Origin of the sequence: Sphingobium sp. EM0848 (assembly GCF_013375555.1) — a bacterium.
Classification (GTDB): domain Bacteria; phylum Pseudomonadota; class Alphaproteobacteria; order Sphingomonadales; family Sphingomonadaceae; genus Sphingobium.
In genome coordinates, this window is the sequence record NZ_JABXWB010000005.1 from 59,915 (window position 1) to 78,540 (window position 18,626).

Consider the following 18,626-nt stretch of genomic DNA (forward strand, 5'->3'; position numbering starts at 1 on the left):
AATATGACAGTCCACAATAAGCGGGCAGCACAATAAACGGTCTTTGATGACCCGCCCGCGAACATCAAGGGAGAGGGTATGGGAGCCATTGATTGTTCCAGGCTATTGTTGTGCCTGACGTCCGTGAGCGGTTTCGCATTGGTTGGCGCATCCGCCGCATCCGCGCAGACGGCGCCCGATCAGGGAATGACGATGCCCGACATCGTCGTGACCGCCCAGCGCCGCGCCGAAAAGCTGGAGGATGTGCCGATCACCATCACCTCCGTCAGCGGAGAGACGTTACAGTCGAACAATATCAACACCGTCACCCAGATCGCCCGCGCCGTGCCCGCGCTGCGTTTCGACTTCGCGGGAGCAGCCGCGCAGCCGACCATTCGCGGCGTCGGCAGCGCCCTGTCGGGACCGGGCCTCTATTCCAACGTCTCGACCTATGTCGACGGCTTCTACATGCCCAGCCCGTCCTCGCTCGATTTCCAGTTCATGAGCATCCAGAGCGTCGATGTGCTGAAAGGTCCGCAGGGCACGCTGTTCGGCCGCAATGCGACCGGCGGCGCGATACTGGTGACGACCGCCAAGCCCAGCTTCACGCCCACCATGACGGCGCGGGCCAGCTATTCGCGCTGGAACACCCTCAATGGCGGCGTCTATGGCTCGACCGGCCTTGGCGACAAGATCGCGATCGATTTCGCGGGCATCTATGAACGCAGCGATGGCTGGCTGCACAATATCGTCACCGGCAAGCGCGATGGCGATTATGAACGCTATGGCGTACGCAGCAAATTACTGTTCGAGCCGTCCGACGCCGTGCGCTTTACCCTGGCCTTCACGCACAACCATGTCCGCGACGGCAAGGTGCGTGCCTATAATGCCTATGAGGGGCTGTCGATCGGCACCACCGTCCCCGGCACCGTCATCGCACAGGATCGGGGCGACGTTTCCTATAATGGCAAGGTCGATTTCCTGCTCAAAACCTATGCCTATCAATTGACCAGCGAGTTCGATCTGGGCTTCGCGGACCTCAAATCCTATACGATGGTCCGGCGGGAAACGGGCGAGAATAATCTCGACCGCGATGGCCTGTTCCTGCCCTATCTCTATTCGAACAGCCAGACCAAGTACAACACCTTCACCGAAGAACTAAACCTGTCCTCCAAGCCCGGCGGCCCCTTCAGCTGGGTAGCGGGACTGTTCTTCATGAAGGATAATAATTTCTTCCCCTATCTCAAATCCTCGACCAATGGTGGACCGCTGGTCAACACGCCCAATTATGGCGTGAAGACCAAAAGCTATGCCGCCTTTCTGGACGCCACCTATGAGCTGACCGACGGCCTGTTCCTGACCGCAGGCGGCCGGTATAGCGAGGAAAAGCCCGACGCCTTTTTCGGCACGGCAGCGGGCGGGCGCGTCGAATATACGGACAAGTTCAAACGCTTCACCCCACGCGTCGTGCTGCGCTACGAACCCGCGCCGGGCAGCAGCATTTATGCGTCGTGGAGCAACGGCTTCAAGGCGGGCGTACTGAACCCGTCGAGCTTCACCACCGTCTCGCTGCGGCCGGAGAAGATCAACGCCTATGAAATCGGCTACAAGATGGCGAGCGGCGGCATCCGTTTCGACGTGTCGGCCTTCTATTATGATTATAAGGATTTGCAGGTCGCGACCTTCAACGGCGTCTCGGCATTGGTGCGTAACGCCGCCAACTCCCGCATCTATGGTGCGGAGGCCCAATTCTCCGGCAAGCTGACACAGGCGCTGACGGTCAATCTCGGCGCGGCCTACACCAATGCGAAATATAAGGACTTCCTGAACGCACCCTATTTCGAGCAGAATCTGAATCCCGCCAGTGCAACCTATGGCCGTTTCCTCAATCGCGACGGCGACGCCAGCGGGCTTGCGATGCAACGTGCGCCCAAATTCACGGCCACGGCGAACATCAACTATGATATTCCGCTGTCGAGCGGGCGGATCACGCTCAACGCCAATGGTTTCTACACTTCGACCGTCTATTTCGACCCGATCCACCAGTTCAAGCAGGACCCCTATGCCATTATTGGCCTGCGGGCGACCTGGACGAGCGACGACGACCATTTCTCGCTCGGCGTGTTCGGGGACAATGTAACCGACGCCAAATATCGCAATCAGGTGTTGGGCGGCCCCTATTCGATCCAGTCGACCTGGGGCGATCCGGCGACCTACGGCGTGACCGCAACGATCCGATATTGAAGGAGAGGAAAATGGCCTATCTGTCCGATCGTTCCTCGACACCAGGCGTCCGGCCTTATGCGGGAGCCGGGCGCAAACCAAGACCCAAGCCGCAGATGGAGTCGAGAATGGCGCAAAACAATGCCCGCTCCACCATGTCGCTGTCCAAGCTGGTGCTGTCCATGCCGATTGAGCGGGCGGGCTTTGCGATGATCGAGATCGGCGCCGACGCCCATCTGCGCCTGCCGGCGATGAACCGCATGGGCTTTCACTATGTGCTGCGCGGCGAGCTGAATTTCGAAGGGCCGGACGGCGTTCGCCGCCGTCTGGTGCCCGGAGACTTCATCTGCCTGCCGCGCGGCGCCTCCCATGCCTTTATCGGGCTGGAGGCCAGCGAGGAGCCGCAGGTTGCGCGCTATCTGCGCGACCTGCCGACCTCGGAGGAACCGGCGCGATTCCGCTACGGTTCTTCCGACAAGCGGACCTGCGTCTTGAGCGGCTCGCTCCAGACATTGCGTACGGCGGCGGACTATACCGTCCCGACCCTGCCGGAGATTGTGGTCGTCCATCCCGGTGACCACCGCACCGCGTCGCCCAAGCCGTCCCCCCTCTGCGAGACGGCCCTGCAAGGGGCGGGCGCCTCCGCCTTTGCGGCGGCCATGATGCAGTTGCTGTTCACCCAAGCGGTGCGCACTGCCATGAGCGGATCAGCGATCGCGCATCAGCCCGACATCTACGCCTTCCGCTTCCCACGCATCGCATCGACCCACCGGCTGATGGAGCGCCATTATCACGAACCCTGGACGATCAAGCAGCTCGCGGCGGCGGCGGGGATGGCGAAATCCTCCTTCGTCACCGCCTTCACCGCCGCCATCGGGGAGCCTCCCCTCACCCGGCTGGTCGCGATCCGCCTCACCGAAGCGCGCCGCTTGCTGCGAGGCGAGCGCATGATCGCGGATATCGCCTCGGCGGTCGGCTACAAGTCGCAGGCGGCCTTCGCTCGCGCCTTTCGCCGCCATTTTGGCGAGACGCCGACCGCCGCGCGCGAGGCACTGCGCCGCGCGGGCGACGCTTGATGCCGGGAGAATGCGAGTCTGTGCCGGACGGCCATCTTCCGGCCGTTCGCTTGGCATCGACCTGCCCACCGCGCAGGCTTTGAACAGGACAAAAGGAGAGAGTTCCGATGAACAGCAAGCTGATCGAAAAGCCCATCATTTCGGCGGATTCCCATGTCACCGAGCCCGCCGATATCTTCAAGAACCGGCTGTCGAAAAAATATGAGGAGATTGCCCCCAGAATGATCCGCCGCCCTGAAGGCGGCGACGTCTTCCAGATTCCGGGGATGGACAATCTCTATCCCATTACGCTGGCATCGGCGGCGGGCAAGCGTGGCAAGGAACTGGCCGATCAGGCCTTCGCCAATTTCCTCGACTGCCATACGGGCGGCTGGGACCCCAAGCAGCGGCTCAAGGATCAGGAACGGGACGGCATCCATGCCGAAATCCTCTATCCGAGTCTCGGCATGTTCCTGTCCAGCCATGACGATGTGGCGTATAAGTCGGCGATGTTCGGCGCCTATAATGAATGGCTGGCCGAATATTGCGAAGCCGCACCCGACCGGCTGATTGGCCTTGGCGTCACGGCGCTGGAATCGCCTGAACAGGGGATCAAGGACCTTCGCGGGATGAAGGAACTGGGCATGCGCGGCGTGATGATGCCCGGCTATCCGGTGATGGAGGATTATGACAGCCGTATCTATGATCCTTTTTGGGAGGCTGCGGTCGATCTGGATATGCCCTTGAGCTTCCACATCCTGACCTACAAGGGCAATACCGGCGCCGACAAGCCGCGTGGGCCGAAGCTCAACCAGTTCATCCGCATCATCCGCGGCAATCAGGACATTATCGGCATGCTGATCTTCGGCGGCGTGTTCGAGCGTTTCCCCAAACTGCAAGTCGTCTGCGCAGAAGCCGACGCGGGCTGGATACCGCATTTCATGTATCGCATGGACCATGCAGTGGAGCGTTCGCCCCATAATCTGGGCGATGTGATCCTGTCGAAAAAGCCGAGCGATTATCTGAAGGAGAATATCTACCTGACCTTCCAGGACGATATCACCGCCTTCAAGTTCAAGGATGAGATGAATATCGACCGCATGATGTGGGCGAGCGACTTCCCGCATCTCGATTCCACCTATCCCCACTCGCAGGCCCTGTTGGCGGAGCATACCGCTGGCCTGACCGCGCTGGAGCGGACCAAGGTGCTGCACGACAATGTCGCCAGCCTCTACAAGCTGGCCTTCTGATTGAGGCGCAGAACATAAATAAGCCCGTCATTCCCGCGCAGGCGGGAATCCATTTCCCGACCGTGCCAACCAACTCATCTTATGGGAGATGGATTCCCGCCTGCGCGGGAATGACGGGAATGGGAAAGGGCAATATCTCGTCATGTCCGTCACGCACAGCATCGGATCGCTGGTCGCCACGCCGATCCAGCCCAATATCGGCGCGGAGATCAGCGGCATCGACCTCACGCTACCCATTAGCCCTGCGCAGGCCGATGATCTGCGAGCAGCGCTGCTGCGCTATCAGGTCGTTATCTTGCGCGACCAGCGGATAGACCGCGCGCAGCATACGGCCTTAGCCAGGATCTTCGCGCGTAATCCGGAAGACCCTTTCTTCTACAGCGACACCCAGGCCCGTCCAATCAAAGGTCATCGCGAAATATTGAACGTCTATGCCGACGGCGTGACGCGCACGGCGGCGGATATCTGGCACACCGACGGAAGCTGGGCCGAATGCCCGCCCGAAATATCGGTGCTACGCTCGACCGAGATCATGCCCTCGCTGGGCGGCGACACCTGTTTTGCCAGCGCGGGGGACGCCTATGACGGCCTGCCCGATGCAATGAAGACGCGGATCGATGGGCTGCGCGCGCTGCACTGGAAGGGCTTTGCGCAGAAGGCGGGCGGCTATGGCGGTCTTGCCGACAGCAAGCGGATGGAAGAGGCCAAGCGAGCCTACCCGCCGGTCGCGCATCCGATGGTGCGGGTTCATCCCGAAACCGGGCGGCGCACGCTGTTCGTGAATGCGGTCTATACCGGCGAAGTGGTGGGCATGGATCAAGCGGAGAGCGACGCGCTGCTCGCGCTTCTCTTCAACGAAGTCCAGAAACCGGATTATCAGATGCGCCTGCGTTGGACGACCAACGCCATCGCCGTCTGGGACAATCGCGCGGTCCAGCACGCCGCGACGGGCAATTATACCGAGCCGCGCATGCTGGAGCGGATTACGACCGCTGGCTATGGTTCGGTGCTGGGACCGGGTGATGTGGATGTAACCGCCAATTCACACCTCGTCATTCCCGCGAAAGCGGGAACCCATCTCCCATAAGAAGTCCTATTCGGAACGGTTGGGAGATGGATCCCCGCCTCCGCGGGGATGACGGTTTTTTCAAGCCGATCGCCTCTCTAACCCGCCAGCTTTCTTTTCCCCACGCGCTGCTCCGCTACCCGGCAAGCTCCCAAACAGCAGGCCCCCAATCAGCAACCCACCTGCCGACAGCAGAATCGCCTTGTCATAGCTGCCGAAGCGGTCGAACAACGTCCCGAACATATAGGCACCGAACCCAAAACCGGCGGACGTGCACATCGAAAAAGTCCCGAAGATCGCCGAGAAGTTCACCAACCCGAACTGCCGCGCCGCAAAGAAGGCGTGGAAGTCGCCCTCCGCCCCCATGGCACAGCCGGTCATGACCAGAAAGACCGCGCAGCCAAGGATCGTCGGCGTCGGATCGAGCATCAGCAACGTGGCCCCCACCGCGCAAAGGAGAACCCCAAAGGCCACCAAAGGCGGCCGGAAACTGTCGAGCAGAAACCCCACGCCCGTCCGCCCGATCACCACGCTGGTCACGAACAGCGACCCCAGCAAAGCGACCTTCACGCTCGACAGCCCCTTGTCCGACAGCAGGGCAGCATATTGATGGACCAGCCCCCCCAACGGCAGCGTCGAGGCGACCGTCGCAAGGATCAACTTCCAATAGGTCGCCGTGCGCACCGCCTGCCCCAGCGTCAGCCCATCCGCACCCTCCTTCTTCGCCCTCCTCGCCAGACGCTCACCCACGGCGCGCTGAGCGATCAATAGCCCCGGCAGGCCCACGAACAGGGCGAGGCATCCCAAGGCCACATAACCCGCGCGCCAGCTCGCCACGCCGATCAGCGCCACCAGCGCTGGGGCGAACAGTGCGAGCAGCATCGCCGGCCCGCTCATCATGATACCCAGCGCCAAGCCCCGCCGCCGCTGGAAGGTCGCCGCCACCAGCGGCGCGATCACGGCCGGCGTCACCGCCGAATAGGCCAGCGCCGTCAGGAACAGGAGGCCGTAGAAAAGCGTCAGACTGCTCGTCACCGCCGCCAGCAGAAAGCACATGACCGCATAGCAAAGCAGCCCCACGGAACCGACCGCACGCGGGCCGAAGCGATCGGTCAGCACCCCCATGAACGGCATGCTGACTCCCACCGTCAGCGACGCGATGGTCGCGCCAAAGGCAATCTCCCCCCGCGACCAGTCGAAGGCGGTGGCCAGCGGCTTCACAAAATAGCTGGCGGCATAGACGAACAGGGACGCACCGCTCGCCACCGCGCAGGTCGCGCCGAACAGGACGGGCCAATGGTCGCGAAATTCATGTCTGTCGTCCATAACCATCCTCTCGAACTTTTTATTGTCAGCCTTTGCCGCGGAGCGAGCGGCGCACGGCGGCCGGTGTCTCGCAATATTGGCGACGGAAGGCACGGTTGAACGCCGCCTGCGAGCGGTAGCCGACATTGGCCGCGTCATCGCGCATCACCCGCTCTCCACCCAGCAGGCGCCGCGCTTCAATCAGCCGGATACGGGTCAACCGCGCGGCGGGCGTTTCCCCCAGCACATTGGCAAAATCGGCAAAATCTCGCGGTCGATCGGCAAAAGTGCCGAACCGAGGGCGGCAGAGCCTCAAGGCAACCAAGGCGCCTGCCCCTTTTCCGGCGACCGCATCTCGTTGATGATCCACTTGCCCATGCGCCGCATCAGCTCCAGTCCATCCTGCGGCTGCGCGTTGGAGGCCTGCACGGCAAAGCCCAGCGACACGAAACGCTGCGCCCCATGGAGCGGCAGGACATCCAGCAATTCCGCCTTCAGGCTCTCGGGATAAACTCCGACGGTCTGGGTATAGGCATTGACCGCCCCCACCACATCATCAATCCGATCCACCGGCACCAGATTCGCGGTGCGGTCCACAAGGCTGGTCGAAAAGTCCACCGGATCGGCCATTTGCGACACGATGATCGCACCCTCCCCGCCCTTGCCGCCAATCACCTTATACCATTCATCCTGCAAACGCAGCGCATCGACATGCGCCTTCAACTCGCGGTCATAGCGCTTGGCAACCGTGCTGGTCCGCTCAGGTAGCGTCTGGATATGTGCATAAACCAACTCCCCGAAGCGGTTGAGCCTCTCGATCCCCGCTTCATCCGTGCCGGACAAGGCATAAACCACCCGCGCATTGACGCAGCCGACCTGATTGATCGCGCCAATGTCGCTCGCCAGCCGGACGGCGGCGTCCTGCATCCCCTCCTCACTGGCAAAGGCTTCCTCGCCAATGATGCTGGCGCTGCGCTTGGGGTCGAGCGAGATCAGCTCCAGCCCCGGCTGGATATATTGGGTCACATGCTTGACCGAGGCAAAGCCGCCCCAGGCGACGATCTTCTCGACATAATGGGGCTGGTACAGTCTCTCCTCGAACGCCGTGTCGCCGCCCCGCCAATAGCCGACGGTCAGATGCCGGGTCAGCGGATGGTCGGGCGCCATGTCGATCATGGTCTGCGCGATCGCGATCGCGGTGAAGGGATCGTTGGACGGCGCCTTGATGATCGCGTCGCTGCGCAGCAAGGCGTTGCGGATGATCGTCGCAGCCGAGATAGTCGGGCTGTTGCCCGCGATCACATGCAGCGTCCGCGCCCCGAAACAGCGGATGCCGAGCCGCAGCCCATTCAGCCGCTCCTCCTCCACCCAGCCTTCCAGATAAGGAATGCCGATCATCTTGTCGGCCATTTCCCGCATTACGGCGCGGTCGAACTTGGATTTCAGGTCGGCATAGGAGGCGTCGACCAGCGGCGGCGTGGTCGGCGCGGTGAGGTAAGACAGGTCGCGCGCCCTGGCGAGATGTTCATTGTCCGCAACGTCCAGCCGCGTACCCAGCTCCTCCAGATAGTCGAGAATATCGTCGAACTTCAGCCGGTAGAGATCGGCCATATGCGCTGGATTTTTGAGCGGCAGCCGGTCGAGATATTTATGCGCGTCCGGAGTGAGAAAAGTCAGATCCCCGCCCCTTCCGCCGACCTCGATCAGATTGTCGCTGATCACCTCGCCCCGGATGATGAGGCTGGCGATGGGGAGTTGACGGCCGGCTCCCGCAACGTCGAGCTTTTCTTCCATGCCCATGGTCCGATCCTTCACTGAAAGCTGGTGAGGAAGCTCATCGCTTCCTTGTGCGCGCCTTCGGTCGCGGCGCAGCTGATCTTGTCATCGCCGCCGCGCTTGGCGCTGAGGCGCTCGATCCCGTCCATCGCATAGACGGTGGACTGGCCGCAGCCGCAGGGTTCATCCCATTCGATCGTGACTTCATCGCCGGTGATGAAGCCGCCCCAGCGCGTCTCCGACCCCAGGTCGAAGAAGGCCGCCCTTCCCATCGCCCGCCCCTTACGCGGCAACAATTCGCTGGTGTCGGGGTCCAGCAGGAATGGAATGATCCAGGGACAGAAATGATAATGACCATGGCTGCATTTCTTGTGCCAGCCCTTCACCTCGGTCATGCCGTAGCACATCTTGCTATTTTCGATGCCGATGAAGTCGCAGACTTGCTGACGCCAATCTTCAGGCATCTTCACGCCATTTTTGGAGTCGCCGCCGGTGCCGATCACCGAATTGGGTGCAAAAACGCGGGACAAGCCCTTTTCCTGACCGATCCGCACCAGATTGAAGAGCAGGTTCTGAGCACCCCAGAAGAAGATGCGCTTACCCTGATAATTTTCCGCAATGTCCGTGAAGAAGGCGTCGAGCCGCGCCGGCATTTCCGCCTGCAACGCTTCATATTCCGCCTTGCGCGCCATCATCACAGGCGAGATGTCGAGCTTTTCCAACTCGCCCTTCGCCGCCGCGGCCTGAATCCGCGCGGCGAGATAGAGGAGGTCTGAACTCATCCGGCCAGGGAAGGGAACCAGCAGCCGTTCCTCCGTTTTGCTGACATATTTGACGAACAGGTCGCAGGTGCGGACATGGCCCGACCCGCCATGACGGAAATAGGGATAGATGACGTAGAAATCGCCGCCCTCGTCCATGACCGACGGATCGTCGCCAAATTCCTGAAGCGCGATCACGCGGGCGGTCTTGCCGAACTTGTCCCACTCATGTTTCGAGATGGGGAGGAAGGTCATGGTGCCCGACGTGCCGCTGCTGTGCATGATCACCAGCGGGCTTTCGCGGTCCATAAGTTCCATCCAGTCGTCGATCGTCTGGCACTCCGACACATCGATGCCCGTCAGATCGAACGTCGTGAGCTTCGAGAGGAACTTGTTGATCTCGGCAAAGCGGCCCTTCTCCAGAAAGGCGGGGGGATAGCTTTTGTACATGGTGTGCTCGAACAGCAGCGGTACCACATCGTCAATCTCGCGCATTTCCGCAATCTCCTGCGCGTCCGCGAGCTTCTTCAGCATCGGCACGCGATCCTTGAGATCGGCAAAACGCTGCCGCAACCCTTCTCGCTGGAGCGCCGCCAGCCGATCGCGATCGATCGACTGCATCTTCGTGAAGCTATGCTCGAAAAATGCCGCCGGATCGTCGCACAAAGCCTTCGCCTGAGAGGCGATATCCGTCCGCCCGGCAAGATCGATCGCTTCGGTCATAAGTCGCACCTCATTCAAGAGCAGGACGCACCCTATCGCGCCATCACCTGTCGAGCTAAGACCCGAGCGGAACCGGTATCAACCCCGAGCCGCTTCACGCGGTCGGATTGCAAAAAATGCTGGTCGAGCGGCAAAATGGACTTACGCTCGACAGACCCCATCGAGTCTGTTAATCGATTAGCTAAACAATATCATGGAGAGCATAGTGGTTCGAGCGATTTTTCACACCCCATCTGGCGACCGGCGCGAAATCGACGCGCAATGCGGCGTGTCACTGATGGAATCGGCAAAGGCCGCCAGCGTCGAAGGGATCGACGCCGACTGCGGCGGTTCGATGGTGTGCGGAACCTGCCATATCCATGTCAGCCCGGAATGGCTGGAGCGCCTGCCCGCCCCAGAGGATATGGAAGCGACCATCCTCGATTGCGTCCCCGATCCTCATCCCCAGGCACGCCTGTCCTGCCAAATCGTCGTGACGCCGGAGATGGACGGCATCGAGGTCATAGTGCCCACCGCGCAGCGGTGAGGCACCCCTCGCCCTTCTCAGCGGCTCGACTGCGCATCGTCCGCGACGATGATGGTGCCGGTCACGAAATGCGACGCCGGATCGACCAGATAGAGCAAAGTGCTGTCGAGAAATTCCGGCTGACCGAAACGGCCGCGCGGCCATTGTTGCTTCACCCCGTCGCCGACGCGGCTGAGATAGCCTTCGGTCATTTCGGACATGAACATGCCCGGCGCGATCGCATTCACATTAATACCGAACCGCGCCCATTCCAGCGCCAGCGTCTCGGTCAGGCGGCTGATCCCGGCCTTGGTCGAGGCATAGAGCGCCGCCGCCGAAGCGGGACCATAGCTATAGGCACCGATCGACGACAGATTGACGATCCGTCCGGGCCGCTTCGCCGCTATCAGCCGCCGAGCCATTTCCGTCGCCATCAGGAAGGGCGCGCGGAAATTGGTGTCGATGACATTGTCGATATCTTCCAGCGACAACCGGGCCGCATAATTGCCATCGGATATGCCAGCATTGTTGACGAGAATGTCGACCATGCCAAAGGTCTTTTCCGCCGCATCGAAAGTGGCAGCAATTGCCGCCGCATCCCGCAAGTCGAGCGCCTGCGCCGTCGCCCTGCCGCCCGCCGCGTTGATCTTGTCCACCAGCGCATCGAGCCGATCCGCGCGCCGCGCGGTCACGACGACCGCAGCCCCGGCCTCCGCCAGCGTCTGGGCGAAATGCTGCCCCAGCCCGGCGCTTGCGCCCGTCACCAACGCCACTTGTCCCGCCAGATTCACACCGCCCATGGCTGCACTCTCCTGCAAATATTGTCCGAGCGACAGCCTTGCCCCGGTGGCATGATTGAGGCAATGATTTTCCGAATGGCATTAGATTTATCTGTGCGTCGGCCATCGTGTCGATTGATGGAGGAGAGAATATATGGCGCTCACCGATTATTTCACCCTGGGCCGCTCCGGCCTGCGCGTCAGCCCGCTATGCCTGGGTACGATGACCTTCGGCCAATCCGAATGGGGATGCGATGAGACCATATCGGCGCAGATGATCCACGCCTATGTCGAGGCTGGCGGCAACTTCTTCGATACCGCCGATGTTTATGGCAAAGGCATCAGCGAACACATAGTCGGCAAAGTCCTGAACGACGCCGGCCTACGCGAGCAGATGGTGATCGCGACAAAATATACATTCGACTCCGGTGCGTCAGGGATCAATGCCTTTGGCAACGGCCGCAAGAACATGATGCGTGCGGTCGACGACTCGCTGCGGCGGCTGGATACTGATTATATCGATCTTTACTGGATGCATGCCTGGGACACGGTGACGCCGGTCGAAGAAGTGGTACATGGCTTCGACGCCCTCATCCGTGCGGGCAAGATTCGCTATTACGGACTGTCCGACATACCTGCCTGGTACGCAGTCCATGCCGTCCTTTATGCCGCACAGCATGGTCTGGCCGGGCCCATCGCGCTCCAACTGGAATATTCGCTGCTAGAACGTAGCATTGAGCGCGAACATCTACCTGCAGCGTCGCATTTCGGCATTGGTCTCTGTCCCTGGGGTCCGCTGGCAGGCGGAGCGCTCAGCGGTAAATATCGGCGCGGCGACGTCAGCATCGAAGGACGCCTCACCAGTGTTGCGGGACCTTCTCGGGGCGTATTGGGCAAGGAGCAAAGCTGGACCGTGATCGACACGTTGACCGCCATAGCCGAGGAAATCGGCCAGAGTCCTGCCGCAGTGGCGTTGAACTGGGTCGCGACTCAGTATCGCTCGACGTCCGTCATCATTGGCGCCACACGGCCGGAACAGTTGTCGGCCAATCTGAACTCAGTCGATTTCGACCTGCCTGAAGCGGCACGGGACCGGCTGCACATGACTTCGCGTCCACCGCTTGTAACACCCTATGATTTCTTCCGCCCCAAGCGAATGGCGACGACGATGAACGGCCCGGTCCGGGGTTGGAGCGGCGTGAGCGGCCTCAACCACACATCCAGGGACTGAGCAGTTCTCGGGTAGAATCGCTCCATATCTTGAAAGCAAATAGTCGGGTAGTCGGGCGTCCCTCGCTCTTCTGCCCGGCGCGATGCCTCTTTGGTACTTTTACAATATAATGTACCGCCTATTCTATATCTCATAAGATATTGATTATAAGGCTTTTGTCATAGGGCGCCTGATTTGACCGACCGCGACTGTGGATTTTGCACAACGGTTTATCATCATTTCACATCCGGCGATAAATGGCCCTTGATTTTTTGCCTGCTCTGTTGCCTTATCCCTGTAGATAAGAGGTTAATTAACCCGATGGGAGAGAGTGATGGGCCGGACGCGTTTACCATCCGTTACCGCTTGCCTGCTGGCAGCGAGTTGCCTTTGCAGCGCCGCTTATGGAACCGCCTACGCGCAGACCGCGCAGGGCCAGCCAAGTGCGCAACCATCCATTTCCTCAAGCGACATTGTCGTCACAGCCCAGCGCAGGGAAGAGCGACTGGTCGATGTGCCGATCACCGTCACTTCGGTGAACAGCCAGACATTGCAAAATGCAGGCGTGACCGCGAGTAACTCGCTGTCGCAAGTCGTCCCGGCTTTTCGCCTGGACTATAATGGCGCCTTCGCCCAACCAACGATCCGCGGCGTCAGCACCGCCGTCGCCAATGTCGGCGGCGGTTCGGCAGTCGGCGTCTATATCGACGGCTTCTACAATGCGAGCCCGTTGACGCAGGATTTCGAATTTCTCAACGTCAACAATGTTCAGGTATTGAAGGGCCCCCAGGGCACATTGTTCGGCCGAAATACCACGGCTGGCGCTGTCCTTGTCACCACATCCGAACCGCAACAACAGACTGCTGTGCAGGGGAAACTGGATGTATCGAGTTTCGATACCATCCGTGGATCTTTCTACGGTACGACAGGACTTGGTGGAGGCCTGTCGGCGGACATTGGTGTGCTTTATAAATATACCAATGGCTGGTTCACCAATCTGACCGACGGCAACGATCATGTCGGGCGCGGACGGAACTTTTCGCTGCGCACGAGCCTGAAATATGAGTTCGATGAGTCCGGCAAGAATTATATCCTGGCCCGCTATATCCATACCAAGCTCAAGGACCCGACGCCCATGCTCTGGAGCGTCTATGAGGACCCCGACGGCAGGTTCCAGAGCGCGGCCTATGCGTTCGGTATTCCTGGCGCACTGATCGGCATGGATAATCGCCATATGGCAGCCGATCCCGGCTTCACGCCGCTGTTCCGCTCCGAATTGAATGCCGGTCAACTGACGGCCAAATTCGACCTCGGCTTCGCGCAGCTCACCTCCTATACGCAATATCGCAAGGAAAAGTCGCGGCAGGATCTGGAAGTCGACGATAGCAGCATTCCTATCTTCCGTGTCGCCTTCAACAATTATGACCGACTGATAACGCAGGAAGTTCTTCTCAATTCCAATCCCGGCGGACGACTCAATTGGGTTGTCGGTGCCTTTTACATGGACCAGAAGGGCAGCGAAGCTCCCTTCGGTTCGATCACACCGCCGATCGAGACGGCCTATGACATTCACAACCGTATCAAGTCCATCTCCGGTTTTGCGGACGTCACCTGGGAGGCGATGGACAATCTGTTCCTGACCGCAGGCGCGCGCTATAGTTCGGAAAAGAATTCGGGTTACTGGTACTGCTATCCGGCAGGCGCAGCCGCTGGATTCTGCCCTCCCCCGGCTGGTGCAACCTTCGGTCGCGATGGGCCACCGGATCACACCTTCAACGCCTTCACCCCGCGCGGAGTGATCCGTTACCAGTTGAACGATCAGTCCAACATCTATGTCTCCGTTACCAGAGGTTACAAGGCGGGCCTGCTCGACATTAACGGCTTCAGGAACACCGGCTTCATCAAGCCTGAAAAGATCACGGCCTTTGAAGGCGGCTATAAATTGTCGAGCGGCGGGACGCGTGTTGAACTGTCCGGATTCTATTATAATTACAAGGATCTGCAGGTGTCGATCTACAACGGCACGCAAAGCATTACCACCAATGCGGCAAGTTCCCATGTCTATGGTGGAGAATTGTCGCTCTACCAGGCGCTGGGTGAACATTTCAGCGTCACCGGCGGGGTTGCCTATACCCATGGCCGCTACCAGAGCTATCCGGGAGCGCCGGGCAATGTGTTCAACTACACTACCGGCATGACGGACAACACACCGATCGATGCGTCGGGCAACCACATGATCCGGTCGCCGGACTGGACCGGCAATCTAGGCCTGGACGGCAATTTCGAGGTGGCCAATGGCAAGCTCAACCTGAATGCCAATGTCTATTATTCCTCGAAATTCTATTTCGATGCAGCCAATAACAATGTTCAGAACGGCTTTGCCATCGTGAACCTTCGTGCCGCCTGGACCGATCCAAGCGACCACGTCACATTCGCGGCCTATGTCAACAATCTGACCGACAAGGCCTATAAGGCCCAGGTTCTGCCGAACGGACTTGGCACTGGCGTCGCATGGAACCCGCCACGGGTCATCGGCGGTTCGGTCAGCTTCCGTTACTGAGGCTTTAGAAAAAGGGGCGGTGAATGGGGTTTGAGAAACCCGATACACCGCCCGGCCTGAACCAACCAAAGCCCGCCTTTCCGAAAGGAGAGACGGGCTTTCTCTGGTAAAAGTCAATCGATCAGCATCATACCGCCGAGGTCGCCCTTGTCGCGCCATTCGCCGATCAGTTCGCCGAATTTGTAGAAACCCGGCGCATAAGGTTCGCTGACCGCCGCACGGATGCCGCCGGTGCCGCCACCTTCATTATTATAATAGCCCGGCGTGCATTCCTGCAGGAAGGTGTCGGGCGGCGCGAGTTCGCGGATCGTCCTGACCCAATCATCCTGCGCCTGACGGGTCGGTTCGACCGAAGCCGCGCCCCGCGCCAGAGTCTCGCGGATGATATAGGCGATATGCTCGCCTTGCTGTTCATACATGGCCGTGACGCTGGTGCTAAGCCCGCCCTGCGTAAAGCCAGTGAAGAACAGGCCGGGAAAGCCATGGCTGCTCATGCCGTGGAAGGTCTGATAGCCCTCGCGCCAATGGTCATAGAGCGACAGGCCGTCGCGACCGTCGATCGCCTCTATGCCCGAAGCGACCTTCTGGTCCTGCGCCGCGATCTCGAAACCGCTGGCGAAGATAACGCAGTCGACTTCATATTCCTGACCATTGGCCACCAGTCCCTTTTCCGTTATCCGCTCGACACCCTTGCTGGACGACACATCGACCAGTGTGACATTGGGCCGGTTGAATGTCGGCAGATAGTCATTGCTGGAGCAAGGCCGCTTGCACATGTAACGATAATAGGGCTTGAGCGCCTCGGCCGTGGTGGGATCATCAACAATATCGTCAATCCGCCGCCGAATACGCTCCATCACGCCATAATCTTCCTGCTCGCGGATCGCGACCAGTTCCTCGATCGACAGTTCAGCCTTGTCCGAAGCGGCGACGCGGCCCGACACATTACGGCCGACTTCGGTGAAGAAGTCGCAAGTATAGTCATCCTCGGCTGGTTTCGACGGAAATGGCTCACCGGAAAAGATGTAGAAATTCTCCTGCCGGTCGCGCTGCCAACCCGGTTGCAGGCTCGCGGCCCATTCAGGATCAGTCGGGTCATTGCGGCGATGGTCCACGGCGGAAGGCGTGCGCTGAAACACCGTCAAATGCTTGGCGTAACGGCCCAGGAACGGCACGATCTGGATCGCCGTCGCGCCCGTACCGATCACCGCAACGCGCTTGTCGGCCAATTTGCTCAGCACCGGGTCCTTGGGACCGCCGCCGGTATAGTCATAATCCCAGCGCGCGGAATGGAATGTGTGCCCCTTGAAGCTGGAAAGACCAGAGATCCCGGGCAGCTTGGGCTTACTCCACGGCCCCGTCGCCATGATGACGAAGCGCACGCGCAGTTCATCATCCTGATTGGTGACGATGGTCCAGCGTCTGGTCGCCTCATCCCAGCGTATTGACCGGATCATGGTACCGAACAATGCGCCTTCATAAAGACCGAAATGCTTACCCATATTCTGGCAATGCTGATAAATCTCCACACCGTCGACGAAACGCTTCGACGGCATGTAATTCAGTTCTTCGAGCATCGGAACATAGCAATAGGATTCATTGTCGCACTGGATACCGGGATAGCGGTTCCAATACCATGCGCCCCCGAAATCACCGCCCATCTCAATGATACGCACATCCTGAACGCCGGCTTTTTTTAGGTTCGCGCCGGCCAACAGGCCCGCAAAACCGCCGCCGATGATGACGACATCGACATTTTCGACAACAGGGTCGCGCTCCACAGGTGGCGTGTGCGGATCGGCCTCCCAGAAATCATGCATCTCGGCGGTGACGTGCACATATTGGGCGGTGCCTTCCTTGCGCAGCCGCTTATCACGTTCATGCCGATATTTTTCGCGCAGCGCATCCAGTTCGATATCGTGGGGCGTCACTGATGGCGCACAACCCATATCCGACTCTCCTTCAAACGGCCCTGGCAGCCTTGTTCCGTCAGATAAGCGCCATCTGCGAAAAATTTCAATGTAAATTTAATTTGATTAGATAAATCTCACATCAAGCCGCTGTATAGCCACCATCCACTGGCATAGCCGCGCCGGTGACATAACTGGCCGCATCCGAAAGCAGCCAGGCTGCGATCTCTGCCACCTCAATGGGTTGCGCCATGCGGCCGATCGGATGCGCCGCCTTGATCGCTCCCAATTGCATGGCCATGGCCGGGTCGCTCATGCCCTGGCGGAACATGTCGGTTTCGATGGCGCCGGGCAGTATGGCGTTCACGCGGATGCCCTGTCGGCTATATTCCATCGCCGCCGCTCGGGTCAGTCCAACGACGCCATGTTTCGCAGCGGTATAAGCGCCGTTGAGCGTGATCGCCACCTGCCCCAGCACCGAGGATGTGTTGACGATAGCCCCGCCGCCCGTTTTCAACATGGCCGCAACCTGATGCTTGATGCACAGGAAAGTGCCGTCGAGGTTGACCGCATTCACACGCCGCCATTCCTGTAATGACAGTTCGTGCAAAGGTGAACTCACCTGATCGACCCCGGCATTGTTGAAGGCGCCGTCCAGCCGCCCCTTAATGCCGACCGCAAAGTCCACGAAGCGCTGCACCTGCGCCTCTTCGCTGATATCGACCTGCATAGCGTGTGCCTGACCGCCCGCCTGTATGATGGCGGCCACCGTCGCTTCCACCTCTGCTGCGCGATCGACGGCTACGACATGCGCCCCCATCTCGGCAAAGCGTACCGCCGACGCCCGCCCTATACCCGACGCAGCCCCGGTAACGATGATGACCTTGCCCTGCAACACGCGCCTTCTCCAAGTTAGAGCGAGATTTCCCCATCGCTGACCAACAGCGCGCCGGTCACATTCGCGGCTATACTCTGGCGGTCGCGTTGTGACCGTGCGATATGCCGACGACTTCGTCATGCGCTTCGAGAAGGAGGCGGACGCGCGGGAGATGTTTTTTTGCCCTCAAAGAAAGGCTGAGTCAATTTGGCTTGGCTCTACACGAGGACAAGACGCGGTTGATCGAGTTTGGTCGGTTCGCGGCCTTGACGAGACAGCGGCGTGGTGAGCGGCGTCCCGAGACCTTCGCCTTTATGGGCTTCATCCACTACCGTGGGAAGACCGGGGACGGTCGGTTTATCGTCAAGCATAAAACCGAAGGAAAACGCCTGACGCGAAAGCTGAAGGCAGTCCGCGAGGAAGCTTGGCGGTTCATGCACGCTCCACTGGCCATACAGCACGACTGGTACTCAGCCGTGCTACGTGATCAATGGCTATTACGGCAGACTGCACAACTACCCTGCGCTCAATGGTTTCTACCGCGAAGTCCGTCGCGCTGTCTCCCATGCCGCAGTCAGAAATCCCGGCGTATGGCGTGGCATGAGTTCGATACCCTGACGTCCCGCTTCCGCCTTCCGTTGCCTCGT

General features: G+C 60.0%; 14 protein-coding genes. 7 read left to right on the forward strand and 7 right to left on the reverse strand.

Going from position 1 to position 18,626, the window contains the following annotated elements:
- Positions 1-192 precede the first annotated feature (192 nt).
- From HUK73_RS18490 to HUK73_RS18505, 4 genes are all read left to right on the forward strand, one after another.
- Positions 193-2,223, forward strand: coding sequence for a TonB-dependent receptor (locus tag HUK73_RS18490; protein WP_176593359.1), 2,031 nt, complete (start codon positions 193-195; stop codon positions 2,221-2,223).
- Between the two features lie 107 nt (positions 2,224-2,330).
- The gene (locus HUK73_RS18495) at positions 2,331-3,278 is read left to right on the forward strand and encodes an AraC family transcriptional regulator (protein ID WP_176593360.1); all 948 of its coding nucleotides are present in this window, start codon (positions 2,331-2,333) and stop codon (positions 3,276-3,278) included.
- A gap of 107 nt (positions 3,279-3,385) precedes the next feature.
- Complete coding sequence (locus HUK73_RS18500) at positions 3,386-4,507, forward strand: amidohydrolase family protein (protein ID WP_176593361.1); 1,122 nt, start codon at positions 3,386-3,388, stop codon at positions 4,505-4,507.
- An 88-nt stretch (positions 4,508-4,595) separates the two neighbouring features.
- Positions 4,596-5,594, forward strand: a complete 999-nt coding sequence (locus tag HUK73_RS18505) for a TauD/TfdA family dioxygenase (protein WP_176593362.1) — start codon at positions 4,596-4,598, stop codon at positions 5,592-5,594.
- A 60-nt stretch (positions 5,595-5,654) separates the two neighbouring features.
- Here the strand turns inward: HUK73_RS18505 and HUK73_RS18510 are convergent, their stop codons facing one another.
- From HUK73_RS18510 to HUK73_RS18525, 4 genes are read right to left on the reverse strand one after another with little or no spacing between them, the layout of a single operon-like run.
- Entirely contained in the window at positions 5,655-6,899 is a 1,245-nt protein-coding gene (locus tag HUK73_RS18510; RefSeq protein WP_176593363.1) for an MFS transporter, read from the reverse strand.
- Positions 6,900-6,924: 25 nt separating this feature from the next.
- The gene (locus HUK73_RS18515; RefSeq protein ID WP_176593364.1) at positions 6,925-7,203 is read right to left on the reverse strand and encodes a helix-turn-helix domain-containing protein; all 279 of its coding nucleotides are present in this window, start codon (positions 7,201-7,203) and stop codon (positions 6,925-6,927) included.
- Complete coding sequence (locus HUK73_RS18520) at positions 7,191-8,678, reverse strand: acyl-CoA reductase (RefSeq protein WP_255326426.1); 1,488 nt, start codon at positions 8,676-8,678, stop codon at positions 7,191-7,193. The genes HUK73_RS18515 and HUK73_RS18520 overlap by 13 nt, the downstream gene beginning before the upstream one ends.
- Positions 8,679-8,689: 11 nt before the next feature.
- Positions 8,690-10,138 (reverse strand): hypothetical protein, encoded by a 1,449-nt coding sequence (locus HUK73_RS18525; RefSeq protein WP_176593365.1) that lies wholly within the window; start codon positions 10,136-10,138, stop codon positions 8,690-8,692.
- Between the two features lie 205 nt (positions 10,139-10,343).
- Between HUK73_RS18525 and HUK73_RS18530 the strand changes: the two genes are divergently transcribed.
- Positions 10,344-10,664 (forward strand): 2Fe-2S iron-sulfur cluster-binding protein, encoded by a 321-nt coding sequence (locus HUK73_RS18530; RefSeq protein WP_218036649.1) that lies wholly within the window; start codon positions 10,344-10,346, stop codon positions 10,662-10,664.
- Between the two features lie 17 nt (positions 10,665-10,681).
- On the opposite strand, the gene HUK73_RS18535 is transcribed toward HUK73_RS18530, so the two are convergent.
- On the reverse strand, positions 10,682-11,443 hold the full coding sequence (locus HUK73_RS18535; RefSeq protein ID WP_176593367.1) for an SDR family NAD(P)-dependent oxidoreductase: 762 nt from the start codon (positions 11,441-11,443) through the stop codon (positions 10,682-10,684).
- A gap of 133 nt (positions 11,444-11,576) precedes the next feature.
- Between HUK73_RS18535 and HUK73_RS18540 the strand changes: the two genes are divergently transcribed.
- Both HUK73_RS18540 and HUK73_RS18545 read left to right on the forward strand, forming a co-directional pair.
- Positions 11,577-12,653, forward strand: a complete 1,077-nt coding sequence (locus tag HUK73_RS18540) for an aldo/keto reductase (protein WP_176593368.1) — start codon at positions 11,577-11,579, stop codon at positions 12,651-12,653.
- 313 nt (positions 12,654-12,966) lie between these two features.
- Positions 12,967-15,192, forward strand: a complete 2,226-nt coding sequence (locus HUK73_RS18545; protein ID WP_176593369.1) for a TonB-dependent receptor — start codon at positions 12,967-12,969, stop codon at positions 15,190-15,192.
- Between the two features lie 113 nt (positions 15,193-15,305).
- On the opposite strand, the gene HUK73_RS18550 is transcribed toward HUK73_RS18545, so the two are convergent.
- Together HUK73_RS18550 and HUK73_RS18555 are read right to left on the reverse strand one after the other, a co-directional pair.
- Entirely contained in the window at positions 15,306-17,141 is a 1,836-nt protein-coding gene (locus HUK73_RS18550) for an NAD(P)/FAD-dependent oxidoreductase (RefSeq protein WP_176593370.1), read from the reverse strand.
- A 103-nt stretch (positions 17,142-17,244) separates the two neighbouring features.
- Positions 17,245-18,000, reverse strand: coding sequence for an SDR family NAD(P)-dependent oxidoreductase (locus tag HUK73_RS18555; RefSeq protein WP_369805564.1), 756 nt, complete (start codon positions 17,998-18,000; stop codon positions 17,245-17,247).
- Between the last annotated feature and the right edge of the window lie 626 nt (positions 18,001-18,626).